At 35.2% G+C, this 20,848-nt stretch carries 16 protein-coding genes; all 16 read right to left on the reverse strand.

Features of this window, described 5'->3' with window-relative positions; translation table 11 throughout:
* Window positions 1-337 precede the first annotated feature (337 nt).
* Window positions 338-2,578 (reverse strand): glycoside hydrolase family 2 protein, encoded by a 2,241-nt coding sequence (locus BVF91_RS09340; RefSeq protein ID WP_085113194.1) that lies wholly within the window; start codon window positions 2,576-2,578, stop codon window positions 338-340.
* A 72-nt stretch (window positions 2,579-2,650) separates the two neighbouring features.
* Window positions 2,651-3,481, reverse strand: coding sequence for a carbohydrate ABC transporter permease (locus BVF91_RS09345; RefSeq protein ID WP_085113142.1), 831 nt, complete (start codon window positions 3,479-3,481; stop codon window positions 2,651-2,653).
* A gap of 1 nt (window position 3,482) precedes the next feature.
* Complete coding sequence (locus tag BVF91_RS09350; protein ID WP_206199044.1) at window positions 3,483-4,367, reverse strand: carbohydrate ABC transporter permease; 885 nt, start codon at window positions 4,365-4,367, stop codon at window positions 3,483-3,485.
* 62 nt (window positions 4,368-4,429) lie between these two features.
* On the reverse strand, window positions 4,430-5,755 hold the full coding sequence (locus tag BVF91_RS09355) for an ABC transporter substrate-binding protein (protein WP_085113143.1): 1,326 nt from the start codon (window positions 5,753-5,755) through the stop codon (window positions 4,430-4,432).
* Between the two features lie 644 nt (window positions 5,756-6,399).
* Entirely contained in the window at window positions 6,400-6,621 is a 222-nt protein-coding gene (locus tag BVF91_RS09360) for a DUF2281 domain-containing protein (protein ID WP_085113144.1), read from the reverse strand.
* A gap of 98 nt (window positions 6,622-6,719) precedes the next feature.
* Window positions 6,720-8,336 carry a mannitol dehydrogenase family protein gene (locus BVF91_RS09365; protein WP_085113145.1) on the reverse strand — a complete coding sequence of 539 codons (1,617 nt, stop codon included), beginning with the start codon at window positions 8,334-8,336 and terminating at the stop codon, window positions 6,720-6,722.
* Window positions 8,337-8,354: 18 nt separating this feature from the next.
* Window positions 8,355-9,755 (reverse strand): NADP-dependent phosphogluconate dehydrogenase, encoded by a 1,401-nt coding sequence (gene gnd / locus BVF91_RS09370; protein ID WP_085113146.1) that lies wholly within the window; start codon window positions 9,753-9,755, stop codon window positions 8,355-8,357.
* An 18-nt stretch (window positions 9,756-9,773) separates the two neighbouring features.
* On the reverse strand, window positions 9,774-11,258 hold the full coding sequence (locus BVF91_RS09375) for a gluconokinase (protein WP_085113147.1): 1,485 nt from the start codon (window positions 11,256-11,258) through the stop codon (window positions 9,774-9,776).
* Between the two features lie 15 nt (window positions 11,259-11,273).
* Window positions 11,274-12,254: a D-isomer specific 2-hydroxyacid dehydrogenase family protein gene (locus tag BVF91_RS13165; protein WP_143588999.1), complete on the reverse strand. Its 981-nt coding sequence runs from the start codon at window positions 12,252-12,254 to the stop codon at window positions 11,274-11,276.
* Between the two features lie 18 nt (window positions 12,255-12,272).
* Complete coding sequence (locus BVF91_RS13170) at window positions 12,273-13,721, reverse strand: tagaturonate epimerase family protein (protein WP_143589001.1); 1,449 nt, start codon at window positions 13,719-13,721, stop codon at window positions 12,273-12,275.
* Window positions 13,722-13,753: 32 nt separating this feature from the next.
* Entirely contained in the window at window positions 13,754-14,518 is a 765-nt protein-coding gene (locus tag BVF91_RS09385) for a DeoR/GlpR family DNA-binding transcription regulator (RefSeq protein WP_085113148.1), read from the reverse strand.
* A gap of 156 nt (window positions 14,519-14,674) precedes the next feature.
* Entirely contained in the window at window positions 14,675-15,517 is an 843-nt protein-coding gene (locus tag BVF91_RS09390) for a sugar phosphate isomerase/epimerase family protein (protein WP_085113196.1), read from the reverse strand.
* Between the two features lie 11 nt (window positions 15,518-15,528).
* Entirely contained in the window at window positions 15,529-16,866 is a 1,338-nt protein-coding gene (locus tag BVF91_RS09395) for an MATE family efflux transporter (protein ID WP_085113149.1), read from the reverse strand.
* Between the two features lie 24 nt (window positions 16,867-16,890).
* Window positions 16,891-17,853, reverse strand: a complete 963-nt coding sequence (locus BVF91_RS09400; protein ID WP_085113150.1) for an AEC family transporter — start codon at window positions 17,851-17,853, stop codon at window positions 16,891-16,893.
* A gap of 23 nt (window positions 17,854-17,876) precedes the next feature.
* Window positions 17,877-19,367: a UxaA family hydrolase gene (locus BVF91_RS09405; protein WP_085113151.1), complete on the reverse strand. Its 1,491-nt coding sequence runs from the start codon at window positions 19,365-19,367 to the stop codon at window positions 17,877-17,879.
* Window positions 19,368-19,369: 2 nt separating this feature from the next.
* The gene (locus BVF91_RS09410) at window positions 19,370-20,821 is read right to left on the reverse strand and encodes a tagaturonate reductase (protein WP_085113197.1); all 1,452 of its coding nucleotides are present in this window, start codon (window positions 20,819-20,821) and stop codon (window positions 19,370-19,372) included.
* Window positions 20,822-20,848 lie beyond the last annotated feature (27 nt).

A 20,848-nucleotide genomic window follows, 5' to 3' on the forward strand; every position in this document is an offset into this window, starting at 1 on the left:
TATTAATGATTATTTTTTAATTCTAAATTAACTTAGAAGGATTTTATATGATTGTTAGCAAAATAAATTATTGAATTTATAGTATAGATATTATTTACATCAAAAAATTTTTACGATTTTGCTGAATATACTATGATTTGAAATAAATTGTAATATAATGTAAATCTAATAAAATTGTTATAATAAAAAACAAAGTTATGTTATGAATACTGCCAAATTATAACAATATTCATAACACTAATTTTTATTTATCTTCACAATAAACTTTCTCATTTATAGCATTATCAAAACTTTATTCCATGAGAATTTTTGAATACTTCTTTGCCTTTAAATCTACCTATATATACATATAATCTATATCTTTTGTATTCACTTCAATTTCTGCCTCATCTGAAATATATTGTGATTTTACTTTTAAAACAATTTTACCAGATTTTTCGCCTGATTTAACATATACAGCTCCTCTACCAGCTTCAAGCACTAAAGGATTTTCACCAATTAACATTCCATTTTCATTTATTTCAAATTCTACAGGTATATTGGCATACGGTAGAACAGAACCATTTTGGTCAACAATAGATACAACTACACGCGTACAATCACTACCATCGGCATAAATCTCACTATCATCAACTTTTAACAATAATTTATATGGCTTACCATAAGGCTTCAGTGTATGCTTTGAAACTTCAACTCCATCTATAATTCCAACTGCGGTAATTTCAGCATCATTGACTCTTATATCCATATAATTTATACCAACCTCTTTTAAAGAAACTTCGAATGGAGGATGTGGCAAGCTTGGAAAATCTATTCTATTTGGTTGTACTAATTTTAAAAACTTATCATTAATGTACAATTTTATAAAGTCACAATTACTAAAAATCAGTAATTTATCTCCATTTTCCTCTTCAAAAGATGGTATTAAATACGAAGCTATAAAAACAAACGCTCCATATAACTTAGGGTCAGCCTGACTCCTATAAAAATGTGCTGCAAACTTTGGAAGCCTAAAAATATCACATACACCATGATAGCAAATATTATCGCCAGAACCAAAAGGTTTTGTTGTGTTATAATCAAAGGCACACCATCCGGATGCTCCTGCTATATTTGGTACTCCATATTGTTTATCCTGTATAGTTGCGTGTAACCTGGCATGCGTAATAAGTCTTTGCAAATTGTCATATGATTTCGTCGGATACATATGGCCCATATATTCAGAGATCAAATATTTTTCATGATTTGGTAACTGTACCCTGCCTTCTAAATTATATATAAAATCATTATAAGTAAAAACATCTTCTAACTTTTCACTATTTCGTAAATATCTAACGCCTCCTGTTGGCCTGCTTCTATCCAAATCATGCGCTATTTTGTTTGTTTCTTCATAAAACTCATGATCATCTTGAGACTCATTTATTCTTACCCCCCACATGAATATACATGGATGGTTTCTATCTCTTAATATCATTTCTCTAATGTTTTCTTTTGTTATTTGTTTCCAATTTTCATCACCAATGTGCTGCCATCCAGGTATTTCCTCAAAGACCAATAATCCTATTTCATCACACCTTTCTAAAAAAGAAACAGCTTGTGGATAGTGTGATGTTCTAACGTAATTTAGTCCTAGCTCATATTTTAATATATCTGCATCTTTTCTTTGTAGCCTATCTGGCATTGCACCTCCAACATATGGAAATGTCTGGTGTCTATTTAATCCTCTTAATTTTAATGGTTTACCATTAATATAAAACTTACCATCATCTCCAAAATAAACAGTTCTTAATCCAGTCTTAAATGTATAATCATCCAATATAGTATTATCAACAATTAGTTTAACTACCACATTATAAAGATATGGATGATCTGGATGCCATGTATGAGGATTATCTATTTTTATTTTTTGAGTAACTTCTTTACCTATATCACTAACATCATTCATTGAAGACGCGCAAATATTTCCATCTTTATCTATAATTTCTGTTAATACTTTAGAACCACTTATCTTGGTTCCATCTAATGTAGTTAAAATTGAAACTTCTGCCGAATGTTTATCTAGCTTATCAACTACAAAATATACATCTTCTATATGAAATTCATTGACAATTTTAATATAAACATTTCTATATATACCTCCAAAAAGCATATAATCGACAATAAATCCTTCTGGTGGTATCTCTGGATGTTCTATTGAATCAACTTGAATTGCAATCAAATTATCAAAATCACCAAATTTTACATAATCAGTAATATCAAATTCAAAAGGAGTATACCCACCTTTATGCTCACCAACAAAAATATTATTGATATAAACTTTTGCAATTGTCATAACTCCTTCAAAATGTATATATATCTTTTTCCCTTTGTACTTTTCATCTATACGAAAATGCTTTCTATACCATGAAACAAATCTATAATCATCTTCACTAAAATAATGATGTGGCAAAATTTTATTGGCATGTGGCAAACTAACCTTAGTAAAGTTGCTCTCATCACATGAAATTTTATCACCATTTGTTATATCTTCCGAAACATACAACCAACCAATATTGAAATTTCTTATTTCTCTTTCCATAACTTTTACTTTTCCTCCTTTTTTAACAATCTTAATCAATTTAAATAATTGATTTACATAAGCATGCACTGATTACTCTTTAATTGCACCACCCAAAATACCAGAAATAAACTGCCTCTGGAATATCAAGAACACAATAATTATCGGAATTGCAGACATCGATGCTCCAAACATGATTTCGCCATAATCAATTCTTGTTGTACCATTTAATTGTGCTAATGCAACAGGAAATGTATACATATTATTTATTAATGGCCACATGAAGCTATTCCATTGATTCATAAACATATATATTGCAAGAGCACCTAAAGATGCCTTTACGTTAGGTATTACTATTTTGAAGAAAATACCAAATTCACCTAGTCCGTCAATTCTAGCAGCATCAATTAATGCATTTGGAAAAGAAAGCATATTTTGACGCATTAAGAATATTCCAAATATATTAGCTAGCCCAGGCAAAATAATTGCTTGATAAGAACCAACCCAACCTAGTTTAGTCATCAGTATAAATTGTGGTACTAATAAAACTTGATACGGAATCATCATCAATAATAATATCAGCGAAAAAAATAAATTTTTACCTTTAAAGTTATATTTAGCAAATGCATACCCAGCCATAGAAGATAAAAATACTGTTAGAAATGTATATACACTTGCAATAAATATTGAATTAAAGAATACTTTCCAGAAGTTTATATCTGCTTGCAACGTTTCATAATTTTTTATTAAACTACTTCCAATCATCAACATAGGAGGAACTTTTAATATTTCACCTGACGTATGCGTAGCTGACACAAACATCATATAAAATGGAAAAATAGAAATAATAACTCCTATGATTAATACTACATAAATAAATAATTTAACTAAAACATTAGCCTCATTGGGTTTGCTTTTCGTCATTCTACTCACTCCCAACAACTTTAAATTGAATGTAAGATAATATCGCTATAATTATAGCTATCACATAACTTATTGCAGCGGCATAACCAAAATTAAAATATCTAAAACCCATGTTATATAAATATTGTGCAACTGTTATTGTAGCATTACTAGGTCCACCACCTGTTAATATATAAGGTTCATCAAATAACTGTAACGTACCTATCGTAGATGTTATTGTACAAAATAGAATTACAGGCTTAATGAGAGGAACTGTAACAAACAAAAATTTTTGAATAGCATTAGCACCATCTATGTCACATGCTTCGTATATATCCTCCGAAATACCTTGTAATGCTGCTAATAAAATAACCATATTGTATCCTGTCCATCTCCAAGTAATAGCAATAATTACTGATGCTTTTGATGAATATTGGCCATTCAACCAATCAACTATTGGCAAATGGAATAATCTTAATAAATAATTGATAAAACCAAAATCCGTATTTAAAAATAATTTAAAAACTATAGAATATGCTACTAAGCCTATCAACGCAGGAAGAAAAAATGAAATTCTGAAAAATTGTTTAAACTTTATAAATTTATTATTTAATAATGTAGCCAGAATCAACGCCAATAATATCATAATAGGTACTTGTATAATTAAATAAATAAATGTGTTTTCTAATCCTTGAATAAAAACATCATCTTTAAAAAGCATTGTATAATTTTCTAAGCCTACAAAAATATATTTACCATTATCAAACTTTTGAAAACTAAGAATTAGTGAATATATTATTGGATATACCATAAAAATCAAAAATAATATTATTATAGGCAAAATGAAAAAATAAGGTGCATTATTCGAATCAATTTTAAATTTTCTTTTATTAGCAATTGGAATCATCATATACCTCCATTTTTACATTTGTACAGCTGCATTGCAGCTGTACAAATGGTTTTTTATAATCATTTACCTATTTTATTTTCAATGTCTTTTTGTAAATTGTCTAAAGTTTGTTTAACATCTTTATGCAGGAGTAAGATAGATCCTTGTGCATCAACTACACTTGTTTCTGTTTCTGCAAAATTTTCTGTAAAGTTTGTGCTACCAGGTATTTTCTTTGCTATATCAGCAAATAATGCCCAAATTTTCTGTCCTCCCGTATATTCAACACCTTCTTCAAATACAGGATCATTGTATAGCTCCACAAGTGACGGGAATAAACCATATTTAGTAAATCCAATTTTAGCAATGTCTTTATCAGTCATAGCAAATTTCGCAAATTCAACAGCAACTTTCTTGTTTTGAGAAGCATTTGGAACCATCAATGATGAACCACCATATACTGCAGCAGTATTATCTCCTTCTTTAAAAGCTGGTAATGGCATAACAGCCCATTTTCCACTTAATTCAGGCGCTTGATCCTCTAGAGTTCCAATCATCCAAACCCCAGCCACAGTTGTTGCTACATATCCATTTTTAATTGCTGTTACTCCAGCATCCCATCCACTATTGTTATATACTATTCCTGCATCTACCATTTTCTTAATTTCTGTCATTGCATTGATTGATTCTGGCGAATTTAATATAGGTTTGCCATCTTTGTCAAAATACCATGAATTTTGCTCGTTAAGCATAACCTTATACACGCCATCATCAGATTTTTCATCAATATTTAACATTTTTACTTTACCATTAGTGCTTTGGGTTATCTTTTTACCTGCTTCTATATAATCATCCCATGTCTTTATACTATTAGGATCAACTCCAGCATTTTTAAAAATATCTGTTCTGTAAAAAACTGCTGCAGGACCTACATCCCATGGTATAGCAACAATTTTACCATCTACTGTGTCAACAGCCATTTTTGATGAGACAAACTTATCTTTTATAGGCGTTAAATCAGATGTAAAATCATAAAAACCGTTTGGAAATTTTTTTGCAAATCCAGCAATATGATCATCCTGAACAGTAACAACATCTGGTAACCCAGAACCTGCCGCTAATCCAACAGTCAGTTTGTCATAAACGTCAGATTGGCCCATATCCTTAATATTAATTTTTACATTCGGATACAATTTTTCAAACTTATTTGCTGCTTCTTGTAATGTTTTAGCTGCAACATTCCAGCTCCATACTGTTATTGTACCATTTAAATTGTTACCACTTCCAGATGACGTCGTATTTGAAGATGATTTATTGTTAGAAGAATTACCAGCCGTACTACAACCACTCAAAAACATAGAAAGAATAAAAATTGTCGACATTACAACTAACAAAAATTTTTTCATTTAACTCACCTCGTTAAATTTTTTAATTTAGAATAAGGTTTACAAATAAATCAACGGATAAATAAATTATTTAAACTATCACCCCTTTCACTGGATAATAAACAATTTCATACTTACAAATATAACCAAGAAACTAAAAGTATAATTTAATAATGTAAGTTTTTAACTTTTTATTGGACAACAATATACTATGTTGTAAAAAAGAAAACCTACATAATTGACAATTAAAAATAAAATAGAAAAAGTTCATATTTAATTTCAATAATTGCCTTAAATTTTGTATATTATCATATTAAATTCGATCCTAAATATCATTCTAAATTTAACAGTTAATTAAAATATTTTATTAACTTGTTAATATACACCTTTTATAAAATTTTTATTATCCTCCATTCTTACTAATTATATTTTTTAAAAATTTCTATTTTGCAAATGCTAACAATTATCTTCTCATATTCCTTTATATATTTTATATTCGACGTCAATTAAAAAAATCCTTCTTTTTTAATCCTAATTTATTAAAAATTTTTATTAACTTTTTGCTCTTTCAACTTTCATATCTATTATAACATAAGTAACAATTAAAATCGAGAATTTCCAAATCATTTTATAATATAATAATTAAATAATTATTTTTTATTAATCTATATATCTTCATATTCCTCAAAGTCATACACATTGCCGTTTTCTATATCTTTTAATCCTCTTTCTATAGATTCCATCAATTCTTTATCATTAAGTATTTCATCGTCTTCTGCTTCATCCTTTAATTTTAAAAATTCTATAAAATCAATCACTTCTGCGATCTTATCTTCAGGCAACTCTTCAATAATGTCCAATACCTTCTTCTTCAAAGTATTATCCATTTTCAACACCACTGTTATTATTATTTTCTTTTATTATAATTTATTTTTCCTCAAATAAAAAGTGCAGAAGAAATGTCCTCTGCACTATCCATCCTATTTTAGCATTCAAGGTATTTTTTAAGGGTATTTCTCACTGCGCCGGTATCAGATATAAGCTCTTTAAAATAGCCTTCTATCATTTCGCCTAATCCTGCTTCGTATAAATCGAGTCCAAATATTTGCTTGTTTGATAAAATCGGTCTTAGGTTGTCCTTAACTGATTCTCCGTCCCCAAGCTTTATATTTGACACATGGGATTTCAAATCATTTAAAAGCGGATCTGGGCTTAGTGCCATTTCATTGCCGTTATCATCAATACCCATCAAATACCTGCACCATCCTGCTATGACTAACGGTATATACTTTAAGCTTTTTACATCAAGATCGCTTCTTTGCATGTATGATTTTATCGTCTCTCCAAACCTTATGCCCATCTTTTGCGATGTGTCTGTGGCAATTCTCTGAGGTGTATCAGGCATGTACGGATTTGGCAGCCTTACTTCGATTACTTCTTTTATGAATTCTTCTGGGTCAAGCACTTTAGGATTTATGACAACAGGCATGCCTTCTACATATCCCACTTTTTCAACAAGCTTTTTAAGACAACTATCTTTCATCTCATCAGCAATCGTCTTGTAATTCAAAAGGCATCCGTATATAGCCAATGCTGTGTGAAGCGGATTTAGGCATGTGGTGACTTTCATCCTTTCGACTTTTTCTACGGTTTCTTTATCAGTTAAGATGACCCCAGCTTCTTCTAATTTCATTCGCCCATTTGGAAATTTGTCTTCTATGACAAGGTATTGAGCTCTTTCCGCATTAACAAAAGGCGCAATTACGGTATTTTTCGAAGTTGTTATTATGTCCATATCCTCTAAGCCACTGTCTTCAAGAGATTTCTTGACTATCTCATGTGGCCTTGGAACGATTTTATCAATCATACTAAGCGGGAAAGAAACCTTCGATGGATCGTTTAAGTATTTAATAAATCCATCTTCCACATAACCTTTCTTCGACCATTCCTCTGCTATAGTCATCACTGCACTTTTAAGTCTTTCGCCATTTCCAGAAAAGTTATCAAGGCTTACAAGTGCCAATGGATGCCCACCTGCTTTGTACCTTGAATAAACCAGAGATGTAAGCTTTGACACTACGTTTTTCGGCCTTTCAGGACCTGCCTCAATGTCTTCTGTGACTTCTTTTATAAAATTGCCTGAGAAATCTTTAAGATTATAGCCTTTCTCTGTTATTGTCATGCTTACTATCTGCAATGATTGATTTTTGAAGATGTCGTTTAATTTAACCCATTGAGCTTCGTTTGATGGATCTGCCATTACAATATCGGCAATGCTTCCTACGACTTCTTTTTCCAGTGTGCCATCGGCATTCATGATGACTCTCAATCCCAAATTGTCGTAAGGCTTATATATTTTCTCAGAGACTTCAAAATCGTAAGATTCAACTGCAATTATTCCTGTGTCTATAAGATCTTTGTTCAAGAGGGTTTGCATAAGCATTGCTATAAACCCTCTGAATATGTTGCCTGCACCAAAGTGAATCCATGTAGGCCTTTTCGCTGTAACATCGATCATCTTTTCTACGTCAAACTTTGGAAGCTTTATGCCTGCATCTTCCCATTTTTTTCTATCTTTTAGCTCAGCCCTTCTTAATTTCATAAATTAATCCCCCTCATATTAATCCTGCTGCCATTCGGTGTGGAATATTCCATCCATGTCAATCCTCTTGTAAGTGTGTGCACCAAAGAAATCCCTCTGCCCTTGTATCAAATTAGCAGGAAGGTTTTCCTCCGACATGCTGTAGAAATAGTCAAGAGAAGCATTTACTGTAAGCATCGGGATATAATTGTCCTTAGCAAGCTTTGTCACCTTCTTAACTGCATCTATTTTTTCTTCTAAGAATTTCACAGATTTCGCGTCAAGAAGCAAGTTATCATTGTCTTCTGAGATTATCTCCATCAAAAAGTCCAGAAGCCTTGCCCTTATGATGCAACCACCTTTCCAGATTCTCAAAACTTCTTTTAAATCTATGCCGTAACCATAGACTTTTGACGCCTCTGATATAAGCCACATGCCTTGCGAAAATGATGAAAATACTGAGAACAACAGCGCATTTTTCAAATCTTCTACGACTTCGTCTTTATTTAAGGCATTTTCAGGATAGTTTCTATTGACCATTTTCGAAAGCTTTACCCTGTCATCTTTAAAGAAGGAAAGAGTTCTGCCGACAACAGCAAGATTTAAAGATGGCGTAGGAATGCCTAAATCAAGAGACGTCTCTGCGGTCCACTTGCCTGTTCCCTTTTGCTCTGCTTCATCAAGTATGAGCTCTACCAAAGGCTTACCTGTCTTGTCGTCTTTGTGCTTCATTATCTTATAAGATATTTCCATCAAGAATGAATTAAGCTCTCCGTTATTCCACTTCTCGAAAATATCTCCGATTTCTTCACTGGTAAGCTTTAAGACTTTTCTCATTACGTCGTACACTTCTGATATTGACTGCATTATAGCGTATTCTATTCCATTGTGCACCATCTTTACAAAGTGCCCTGCAGAATCATTGCCAACATATGTGCAGCATTCTCCAGAATCAGTCTTTGCTGCTATCTTAAGAAGCAACTCCTTTACCATTTCATAAGCTTCTTTTGTTCCGCCAGGCATAAGTGACGGTCCATTTAATGCGCCAAATTCTCCGCCAGATACACCCATGCCTAAGTAATGTATTCCTTTGTCCTTTAGCTCTTTTATCCTTCTGTCAGTATCTTTAAAGTACGAATTACCGCCGTCTATTATGAGGTCTCCTTCATCAAGGTATGGCAAAAGCTCATGAATCACGTCATCTACTGGCTTTCCCGCCTTCACCATGAGTATTATCTTCCTGGGCTTTTCCAAAGACTCAACGAATGACTTTATGTCGTAGTACGGATAGATTTTCTCATCCTTTACTTTCTCTTTAACGAATTTTTCAGTCGTCTCATGTGATCTGTTGTAACCAGACAGGCTGTAACCTTTTCTGGCTATGTTTAAAGCTAAATTCTGTCCCATTACTGCAAGGCCTATCAATCCTATATTGTTCATTTCTCTTACCTCCAATTTTTATAGTTTGTTGTGAACCTCAAATAAGTTTTTAAGATCTCTTGTCATAAGCTTAAAGAATTGAAATCCCTTTTCATACTGCTGTACCTTTTCCTCTTGAGGCATAAACACTTTCTTAGTCTTCACCATCTTGTAAGTTGCCTCTAATACATCTTTATAGACTCCTAATGCACAAAATCCCAACAAAGCCGAGCCTAAAAGCTCAGGTTCTTCCACATTTGACACCTTTATAGGCAGTCCCAATACAGATGAGAAAATTTCCATCCAAAGCTCAGAGTTTGTACCACCACCTCCAGCTCTTATCTCTTTTATATTTATATTATTGTCTTTTACTGCCTCAAAAAGCATTCTCAATGAATATGCAACGCCTTCTAAACCTGCTTTTATCAAATGCCCTTTTGTGTGACTGTTTTTCAATCCAAAATAGACGCCAGAAGCTATGTTGCCAATTTCTTTGTCCCTCTCTCCTGTGATATAAGGCAGGAAAAACAGATTGGACGTATCAGCACTTAATGCTTCCTTTGTCAATTCATCATAACTCATGTTAAAGATATTGTCTCTAAGCCACCTTAAAATTATGCCTGCATTGTTGATGGCCGCTCCTACAAACCACTTTCCTGATGAAAGGTAGTAAGTTTGAAGCCTCATTAAATCTTCTTTATCTAAAACGGCTTCTGGATACGCAACTCTAAACATTCCTGTTGTGCCTATGTTTATTGCACCAACTCCATCGTCAAATGCTCCAATGCCTATTCCTACAGCGCCACCATCGTACACGCCAGGCAGCAGCTTTACATCCCCATTCAACCCTAAAAGCTCTTTCGATTTGTCGGGAAGGTCAGCTAAAATCACATCTGAAGGCACAATCTCAGGAAGCCTATCCTCGTCTATGCCTAAGGCACCAAGTGAGTAGCTATCCCATTTAAGGGTATTTATATTCATCATTCCTGTGGCAGATGATATGCTAGGTTCTGTATACGGCTTATTTAAAAGCTTTGATATGATGTAGTCTTTTGAGCTTAAAAAGTATTTTGATCTTTCAAAAATATCTCTTCTCTTTCTCTTAAGCCAATATATTTTAAAAAGCGGCGCATGGAACGTAGGAGCAAATCCAGTCCTCTTGTACATCTCATTTACGTCAATATCGTTTAGCAATTCTTCGTAAGTTTCTTTCGACCTTGTATCAAGAAGCGTCATTATGCCTGTCAATGGCTCTAAATTCTCATCGACAGGTACAAGGCCAAACATGTACGTAGACGGTATGACAAGCGAAATCGCATTCTCATAGCCTTTCGACGCTTCTTTAGCCGCTTTTACAAAAGTAGAAAACAAGACTTCAGGATCGTGTTCCGCTTTCCCGTCGTCGCCTTTAAAAAGTGGTATCTCGCACCTATAAAGGCTTAGCACATTTCCTTCCTTGTCTACGACACCTGCTTTAAGATTTGTGGTGCCTATATCTATACAAAGAGCTAATCCCCTATCCATATTAATCCTCCACGACTATAATTTTATCACTCCGTCAGGCTCTTGACCATTCAATACTTTCTCTATGTCTGATACAACTTTGTCGCCCATGCCTTTTAAGCATTCTCTTGTGTAAGCAGATATGTGAGGCGTTATCACCACATTCTCATATTTCAAAAGTGGATGATTCTCGTCTATAGGCTCGTTTTCTACAACGTCTAATCCAACACCTGCCACTTTTCCATCGTCGAGAGCTTTCATCAAAGCCTCGTTGTCTATAAGCTCCCCTCTGGCTGTATCTACAATGTAGACACCGTCTTTCATCATAGAAAATTGCTTAAATGATAGCATGTGGTAATTGCCTTTATTAAGAGATGCATTTAAGGATATCATGTCTGCTGCTTTTAAAAGTTCTTCTAATGTCTCTACAGGCTCAGCACCTCTTTCACGTATCAAACCAGATGGCACGTACGGGTCGTAAGCTATAACTTTTGCATTAAACCCATACCTGAGTATTTCACAAACTCTGCTGCCTATATTGCCAATACCTATTATTCCTATGACTTTGTCCCTTAGCTCTGCACCCATGAAGCTGGCTCTTTCACTCCACTTGCCATCTTTTACTTTTAATGAAGCTGCTCTTACTTTTCTAACAACATCAAGAAGCAATGTAACTGCCGATTCTGCTACAGCTTCTCTTTCAACATACCCATCGACTTTTGTGACGTATGTGCCTTTCTCTTGAGCACTTTTTATATCGATATTATCATACCCAATGCCATGCCTTGTAATAAGCAGCGTCTCATCCTTGTGCTCAAAAAACTCTTTATCGTAGTAAGGTTTGACGCTGGCTACAATGATAGAATATCCCATAAGCTTCTCTGCCAGTTCTTTGCCGTGCATGTCGTAAGGAAATTGAAATCTGTCAACTTCCCCAAACTTTTTTAACTTCTCCAAATGCTCAGGAAAGTTCCTGCCAAAACTGCTGGAATTTACAATCGCTATTTTCACACCCATTTTTTCTCCTCCTAAGATTTATTTTTCATAGAATATTTCTTTCAAATGGTTTTCTATGTTATCAGAAACCATTTTATAATGTTCTTCTTCATAATCGTAAAGCATGTCTTTAATCTCTTTTCCCTTTAAGTCAAGCAAAACACCAAAGGATATGTGAAAAAGCTGCTTTATCTCTGGTCTAATCATAAATTCTGGATTATCAAGCTCAGGTTCATCTTTAAAGTCATCCTTTTTAATCAAAACCTTGTACGATTTTTTGCTTTCTTCCAGATTTGATAAAGCTATCTTGTAAAGTTCTCTGTAGAACTCCTTGTCAGATTTGTAAATGAGATTTACAGCCTGTAGCCAACTTGTGCCAGACGTCTTTATGTGAAAATTCTTCTCAGTTGTCTGGCTAAATACCTTGTAAATGCTAAACTTATCGCTGCCTGAATGTAAGCTAAGCTTATAACCGCCTATTAACTTCGTAAGATCGTAATGTTTTTTAAGCTCTCTTTCAAATTCATTTACATCTCCTACGTAGTCAATGGCCTTTTCAAATTCCCCAGGAAATTTAGGTGCAATGCTAAAAAAGTCGATGCCATTCCGATGGAGATACTCTGCTACAAAAAGGTGATCCTCCAAAGTCGTCACTTTTCCGCCTTCATCGATGGAGATTTCAAGGTCAAAGTCGTTAAGTTTTTCTTTTAAGATGTCATTTACTTTCTCCACAAACTTCATTGCAGTTTCATAGGCTACAGCAGACTTTAAAAGCTCGTCTTCTAAGACTAAATGACCACCAAAACCCACATTTAGAGATTTGCCTGAAAAGTCTTCCACAATCTTTCTGCTTACATCTGACAATGTTTCTGCCTTTTCTTTGATTTCTGATGGCGTAGCACCGCTTACATCAAAAAGCTGTTCACTTAAGTCCAGCGTGTACATGGTGTAACCGGCATCTATGCCTTCTAAAAGGTACTTCTCATCCTTTATATGGTCTGCATCAGCCCCATAATGGCCTATATATCCTGTCTCCAAAACACCTAACACTACTTTTAAAAGCACATCTTTAAAGTCCCTGTTTGTCTTTACAAGCTCTCTTGGGGATTGCTGCACCAAAATAGGGAATACATTGAATTTTTTTAAAGCATCAAGCTGTGCTGCCGTCGCCATCCCAAGCCTGTCACCTGTGCCAAATGAGGCATTTTCCCTGCATATAGTAGGCCCTATGTGAAACCTGCCGTTTAATGTCACATAGTTATCGAAGGTAAAAGGATAAACATTAAATTGGAGGCTGTCGCTTATTTTCTTATTCTCTGAAAAGTATGGTTCTTTAAGCTTCAACTCGTCATTAGACAGTATGCCGATCATTTTTTCCTTTTGCTTTTTCACTACAAATATATATGTGTTTTCACCAAGCTTCCTTAAAGAATCTGGATATATCTGAAACCCGCTTTCTTTAAGCACAGATGATACATTTCCAACCATTTCTCATCTCTCCTTTCAAATCGAAAAACATGCTAATTAGCCAAATCTATTACAACATGATTTTTCAAATCATCTATCACGTCCATGTTTTGCACTCCTGACGTTATAACCCTATCAACATCACCTATATTGCAAAATGACACCATAGCATCTTTGCCAAATTTACTGCTGTCGACGACGACAATCGATGTTCTTGAAGATCCAATCATAGACCTTTTGACTTCTGCCTCAAAGATATCAGACGTGGTAAATCCCTTTTCTAACGACACTCCTGCTGCTGCGAGGAAGGCAATGTCAGCATTGTACTTTTTTACGTACTCTACAGCATCTGGACCTATCAAAGAATAATTGACGTTTTTAAGATTTCCGCCTGTCACGTGTAAAGTTATATTTGTGTTTCTTGCAAGTTCGGCAGCTATGTTAAGTCCATTTGTTATAACTGTGATGTTCTTTAAGCCTTTGTAGTTAATATACCGTGCTAACTGATAAGTAGTAGACCCTGCATCAAGAAAAATGCTCATTCCCTCTTTAATCGCATCTATTGCTTTATTGGCTATCTTCTCTTTTTCTTCGATGTTTTCTTCCATCCTGAATAAAAGTGGAGGAACAACGATGTTTTTCTTCAGCACGCCACCGCCGTAGTTTCTCTCTATAAACCCTTCTTTTTCAAGCTCATCTAAGTCTCGCCTTATGGTCTCATCTGACACTTGAAACATCTCACAAAGCTCTGATACTTTCACAGATTTTTCCTTCATGAGTATTTCTTTTATCTTATTTCTTCTCGTGGAAGCCAGCATATGACACCATCCTATACAAATTATCATCTATCTTAAACTCATCATTATTATCAAAAAGAACGAATAACTTTTTCTAACTCTATATTAACATATATTCGACGTAAAACCAACAATTCCTCCTCAAAATCCAAAAATTTTTGTGTGGTTTTTGTGGAATTATTGGATTGCGGTCTCGTATTTACCCTTAAGATACGAAATCCCACTTTGTATAAATGTGCCTTTTGTGTTTTCCATCAAGATGTTTATATACGGTTTTGCGTACTTTAAAAACTTGAATATTGTTTCGTAATCCAGCAGTCCCTCACCTACAGGCACAAATTCAAACTTTCCTTCATTCATCGAAAAATCTTTCGCATGTACTGCTACAATCCTATCTCCAAGCAATCTAAAGGCCTCTTCAAAAATAATCTTTTGGCTTTTGTAATTTTCCTCAGTCAAAAGGTTGGCCGGGTCAAATATGACTTGCAAATTGCTGGACTTTACATCATCTATAAGCCTCCTCATGACTTTGGGAGAGTATATGGGATGGTTGACACCTGGCTCTATGCCCACTATGACTCCAAATTTTTCAGCTTCCTCAACTAATTCAGATACGCTTTTTACCACTTCATTGTAAGCATCTTCTGTGAAATTATCAGTCGTGTATCCCATCTTCTCATGCACATTGCCTGTCTCTGTAGCAACAATGCTGCAACCAAAATCCCTTGCATACCTTAAATGTTCTTTAAAAAGCTCCAATAACAACCTCCTTTCGCTTAAATCTGGATGAATGATGTTTACATAGCAGCCCAACACTGCGATTTGAATGTTATGACTTCTGAAATGGCTGCATATATAGTTAGCCAAGCCTGGTGTCAGACTTCCATTTTTAATGTTAAGTTCTGGAAATAATTTATTTAAAGCCAATTGAACTGAAGAAAGTCCCAATTTCGAAACCTCTTCAGGCAGTCTTTCCAAAGATAATCCTATTAGATCATGTGCTCTTATTCCTAAATTCATAAAATGCACCTCTACACAATTGCTTTTTGCCACTTGGTACCCCTAAGCCTTATAAGGTAAAGAGTCCCTCTTACTGCCCAATCTGTAAACATGCCTATCCATACTCCTACAAGTCCAAATTTCATCACTACTCCAAGTACATATCCTAAAACTATCCTAAAGGCCCACATGCCTATTATAGATGTCATCAATGTGTACTTGGCATCTCCTGCACCTTTTAAGCCTGCAGGCAGCACAAATGACAATGACCATAAAACCATACAAGCTAAATTAAGTCTAACGACTTTCACAGCGATATCTATGACGTCCTGATTTGTAGTGTATATAGATACAAGAAATCTTGCGAAAGGAAACGACACTGCACCAAGTATACCCATACATATACTGGCAAGCCAAGTCATGTAGTAAAGGGACTTTTTTGCGGCTACAGGATCGCCACTGCCCATATCCTGTCCTACGACTATAGTAGAAGCTATGCTTAAAGCGTTGCCGGGAATATTGAATATCTGTTGCACAGAAAAACCTATGGAATTTGCTGCAATTGATGCAGTGCCAAAAAGCACAACAAATACTTGCGTTATCAATTTGCCACCGCTAAATAGAAGCGACTCAAGGCCGGCAGGAAGTCCTATGTTAAAGATAGATCTAAGCATTTTCATGTCAGGTTTGTAATGGCGCAAATCGTAAAGCTTCACAACACTTGTACCCTTAATCAAGATGTACAATGCTACTATAGCACCAATAAGTCTGGACAATCCTATGCCTATTGCAGCACCTTCCACACCTAAGCCTTTGAGATTAATCATCTTTATGCCATATATGAATGCATAACTTAATATGACGTTTAAGACATTTATAAACACGTTTATATACATAGGTGTCTTTGTGTCGCCAGCACCTCTTAATACCCCAAATGCTACCAACTGAGCTGTTATAAATGGGTATGTTACAAGGCTTATGCTTAAATACAATATAGCATTGTCAAATACGATTTTTTCTGCTTTGCCAAAAAGCAAAAGCACTATAGGATGCCTTAAAATCCATATGAGAATCGTAATAAATATGGTTATAAGCTCACCTGAATACATTATCTGTTTGCTGGCTTCATTTGCCGCTTTTTGATTTTTCTGCCCCACATACTGTGCTACAACGACAGTTCCACCAACTGCAAGAGCCGAAAAGAATCCTATTAAAATGTTATTTATAGAATCAGCCATCCCGATAGATGAAATTGCCTCTTTCCCAAGTCTGCTGGCCAATATGGTATTTATTATTCCCATAGAGCTTATAAACGTCTGCTCCGTTATTATAGGTCCAATAAGTTTGAGTATGTCTTTCTTGATAATCATCTATTAACATCCTTTTAGCTAAATTCAAACTGGAAATATAACCCTTGACACATAAATAACCAAAGTCAAAGTGATAGTGCTAAGCAGTGTAGAAACCATGACCAACTGCGACGCATAGTCTTTGCAATTATCAAATTCTACGGCAATTAAAGCAGTGTTTACTGCGGAAGGAGTAGAAGATGATATCATCAATGCCTGTGCCACAACGCCAGAAAAGCCGAATATCTTTATTAAAAGAAATGCGATTATAGGGCCACCCAATAGCCTTGTGACTGCTGATAAATAGACTTCCTTGTTTTTAAAGCTTATATTTGTATACGAAAGTTGAGCGCCTAAAGATATAAGTGCAAAAGGCACAAAAGCATTTTTGATGTACTCAGCAGCAGGCCATATTGGTATTTTTGTCAAATCGACAGGCAACAGTTTTAAAAGCAAGGCCGCTGGAATTGCGTAAATTGTTGGCATAGAAAATATCTTTTTCATGCTGTCTTTAAAGTCCATAGACGCACTGCTGGCCAGAAAAAATCCTATGCTGTTTGTAGATATGTTTTGTATCAAAAGCACCATTATCTGTGCGGTAATCGCCATGTTGGCGTAAGGAGTCTTTCCATGTATCAAATACGGTCCCGTAGTAAACACAAGTGTTATAAGCGACAGCCCTATATTGCCGGAATTGTAAAACATGATGGAATTCCTAAAGGCATTTTTATAGCCTTTGTCATAGTTTCTAAACTTAGCTATGATGCTGCCGATTGCCACATTTGCCAGAAGCATAGATATGGCAAATACCAACACTTTCATCATGTCTAATGGTATCTTAGTAGTATAAATATTTACAAATATGAATCCCGGAACAAAGACGTAAAAATTTATCTTGCTAAAGGAATTTACGTCTAACTTAAACTTGCTGCCAAGGACATATCCTATAAATATTATCAAGAATATAGGAAGAATATCAGATGTCAAAATGTAGTAAAATATTCTCACATCATTCACCTTTGCTTTTCAATTTACAATGTCACACCTGACTTGAAAATGGCGATTTCTTTGAAATTATTCTTCTCATTGTTGACTTTATCGCCGCTGGCTACTTTTAAAACGTAGTTTACCAATCTATCTAAGACTACATCTATCCCTTCATCTTCTATGAGCGTTCCTGCGTTAAAATCGATCCAATTTTTCTTCTTTCTATAAAGCTCCGTATTAGTAGAAATCTTTAAAGTAGGCACAAATGTACCAAAAGGCGTTCCCCTTCCTGTTGTAAAAAGTATCAAATGGCATCCTGATGCGGCTAAAGCTGTAGAAGACACAAGATCGTTGCCTGGGCCGTACAAAAGGTTAAGTCCTCTCTTTTTCACTGTATCTCCATAATCTAAGACATCTACCACGATTGATTTTCCACCTTTTTGAACACAGCCTAAGGACTTCTCCTCCAATGTAGTTATACCGCCAGCCTTGTTTCCAGGCGATGGATTTTCGTATATAGGTTGATTATGTTCTAAAAAGTACTGCTTAAAGCCATTTATCATATTGACAGTCCTGTTGAAGACATCTTCATCTTGGCATCTTTCCATGAGAATCTGCTCTGCCCCAAACATCTCCGGAACTTCCGTCAAAACCGCACTGCCTCCATGGGATACGAGAAAATCTGTAAATGCACCTAACAAAGGATTCGCAGTTATGCCTGAAAATCCGTCAGAACCGCCACATTTAAGCCCAACAACCAACTGACTTATGTCTACATCGACTCTTACATCCTCTTTCATCTTCTGATACAACTCTTTTAAGAGCTTCACTCCTTCTTCGATGTCATCGTCAACTTCCTGGGCAATCAGAAACTTAACTCTTTCCTCATCGTATTGACCTAAATTTTCCTTAAAAGAAGGTATGTTGTTGTTTTCACAGCCTAAACCCAAGACTAAGACACCGCCGGCATTTGGGTGCTTCACTATATCTGATAAAATTTTTCTGGTATTTATGTGGTCATCTCCCAACTGGGAGCACCCATAGCTGTGTTTAAATATCTGGATATCATCGATTCCTTCGATTTTGACTTCTCTTTTAAATCTCTCTATTATCATCTCTCCTATGCCATTTACACAGCCTACCGTAGGAACGATCCAAAGTTCGTTTCTTATGCCAACAGCGCCAGTTTTCCTTTTGTACCCTTTAAACGTAATGGTATCATCATACTCCATAGCTGCAACAGCTTCTTTTTTATCATAAACGTAGTTTAAAATATCTCCTAAGTTCGTCTTAATATTATGGGTATGAACCCATGCACCTTCAGGTATATCTGAAAGTGCATGTCCTATGGGGTAACCGTACTTTACAACGTCATGTCCTTCTTTAATCTCCTTTAAAGCAAATTTATGGCCTTTTGGCACATCATCGACAATGACTAATGTCTTATCGCCTAACGGAATAACATCGCCTTTTTTTAAATTTCTCAAAGCGACAGCCACGTTGTCTGAAGGGTTTATTTTTATGAAATCTTTCATGGTTACTTTAGCACCTCTTTTAAAGACTCTTTTATGCCGTTCTTCTCAATCGAATAAAGATACTCAGTAACAGCATCATTTAACCCAGCTATTTCATTTAGGTCCATCTTCCACACTTTATCGTACGATAAAACATTTGTTACAATATCCTTTATTCCTTCACGACTGCCATCAAAGTCTTTCCACAGTTCTTGATACATCTTTAATATGTCAGGATCGTCGTTTAATGGTATTGCTTCATCGCCTCTTTTCCCTTTGTAAAACTCTATATATGCGGAAAGGGAAAATACCAGTTTTTTAGGTAGTTCTCCATATGCTTTTACGTACTGGAGAAGTGAGGGAAGTACCCTCGTCTCATATTTTGACATGGAATTTAAAGCAATGCTCATAAGGTAGTGCTTAACGTAAGGATTTTTAAACCTGTCGAACACTTCCCCAATAAATTCTTTAATTTCATCATCCGGCAAATCCAATGTCTTCATGATCTCATCGTAAGCCACATCTTTGATGAATTTTCCTACAACATCATCTTCCATGGCTTCCCCAACAGTGTCAATCCCGTAAAGATACGCCACAGGTACCATAGTTGTGTGCAGTCCATTTAAGATTCTCACTTTTCTGTCGCGATACGGGGTCACATCATCAACAAATCTTACATTTAAGCCTATCTCCCTTGCAGGAAACTCTTTTTCAATCCATTTAGGTCCCTCTATAACCCACAAGTGAAATAATTCTCCCACATCGATCAAACTGTCTTCATAACCCAATTCCTTTTCAATTTCTGCAGCATCATCCTTCGGGTATCCTGTCACGATCCTATCTACAAGGGTTGTGCAAAAAACATTCCACTTCAAAACCCAGTCGGCAAATCCTTTTTCAAGATTCCAATAATCTACGTACTTAAGAACCATCTCTTTTAGCTTTTCACCGTTTCTGTCAATAAGTTCACAAGGAAGAATTATAAGCCCTTTGTCACTTCTGCCATTAAAATATTTATACCTTCTATACATGAAAGCAGTAAGTTTTGCAGGAAAACTGTTGTGTGGAATAGCATCAAACGCATCATTTTCATCAAATGCAATGCCTGCCTCTGTAGTGTTGGAAATCACAAATCTTATGGTTTCTGATTCAGCCACCTTTAGAAAAGCCTCGTAGTCATCATACGGATTAATACCTCTACTTATGCTATTTACAACTTTATAAGTCCTTTTAGCCTTTCCATCTTTTATCCCTTGAAGTATAAGGGTATAAAGTCCATCCTGCTCATTTAATTTATCCACCAATCCACCTCTTAAAGGCTGCACAACGACAACGCTGCCATTAAAAACACCTTTTTCATTCATTTCGTCAATCATCCAGTCTGCAAACGCCCTTAAAAAATTTCCTTCACCAAACTGTACAACTTTCTCTGGATATCTTTTATAATCCTTATATACCTTCGACGATAACCTCATCATTTTCTTCCTCCTTAGTTCGATTTT

The organism is Thermoanaerobacterium sp. PSU-2, from assembly GCF_002102475.1.
Classification (GTDB): domain Bacteria; phylum Bacillota; class Thermoanaerobacteria; order Thermoanaerobacterales; family Thermoanaerobacteraceae; genus Thermoanaerobacterium.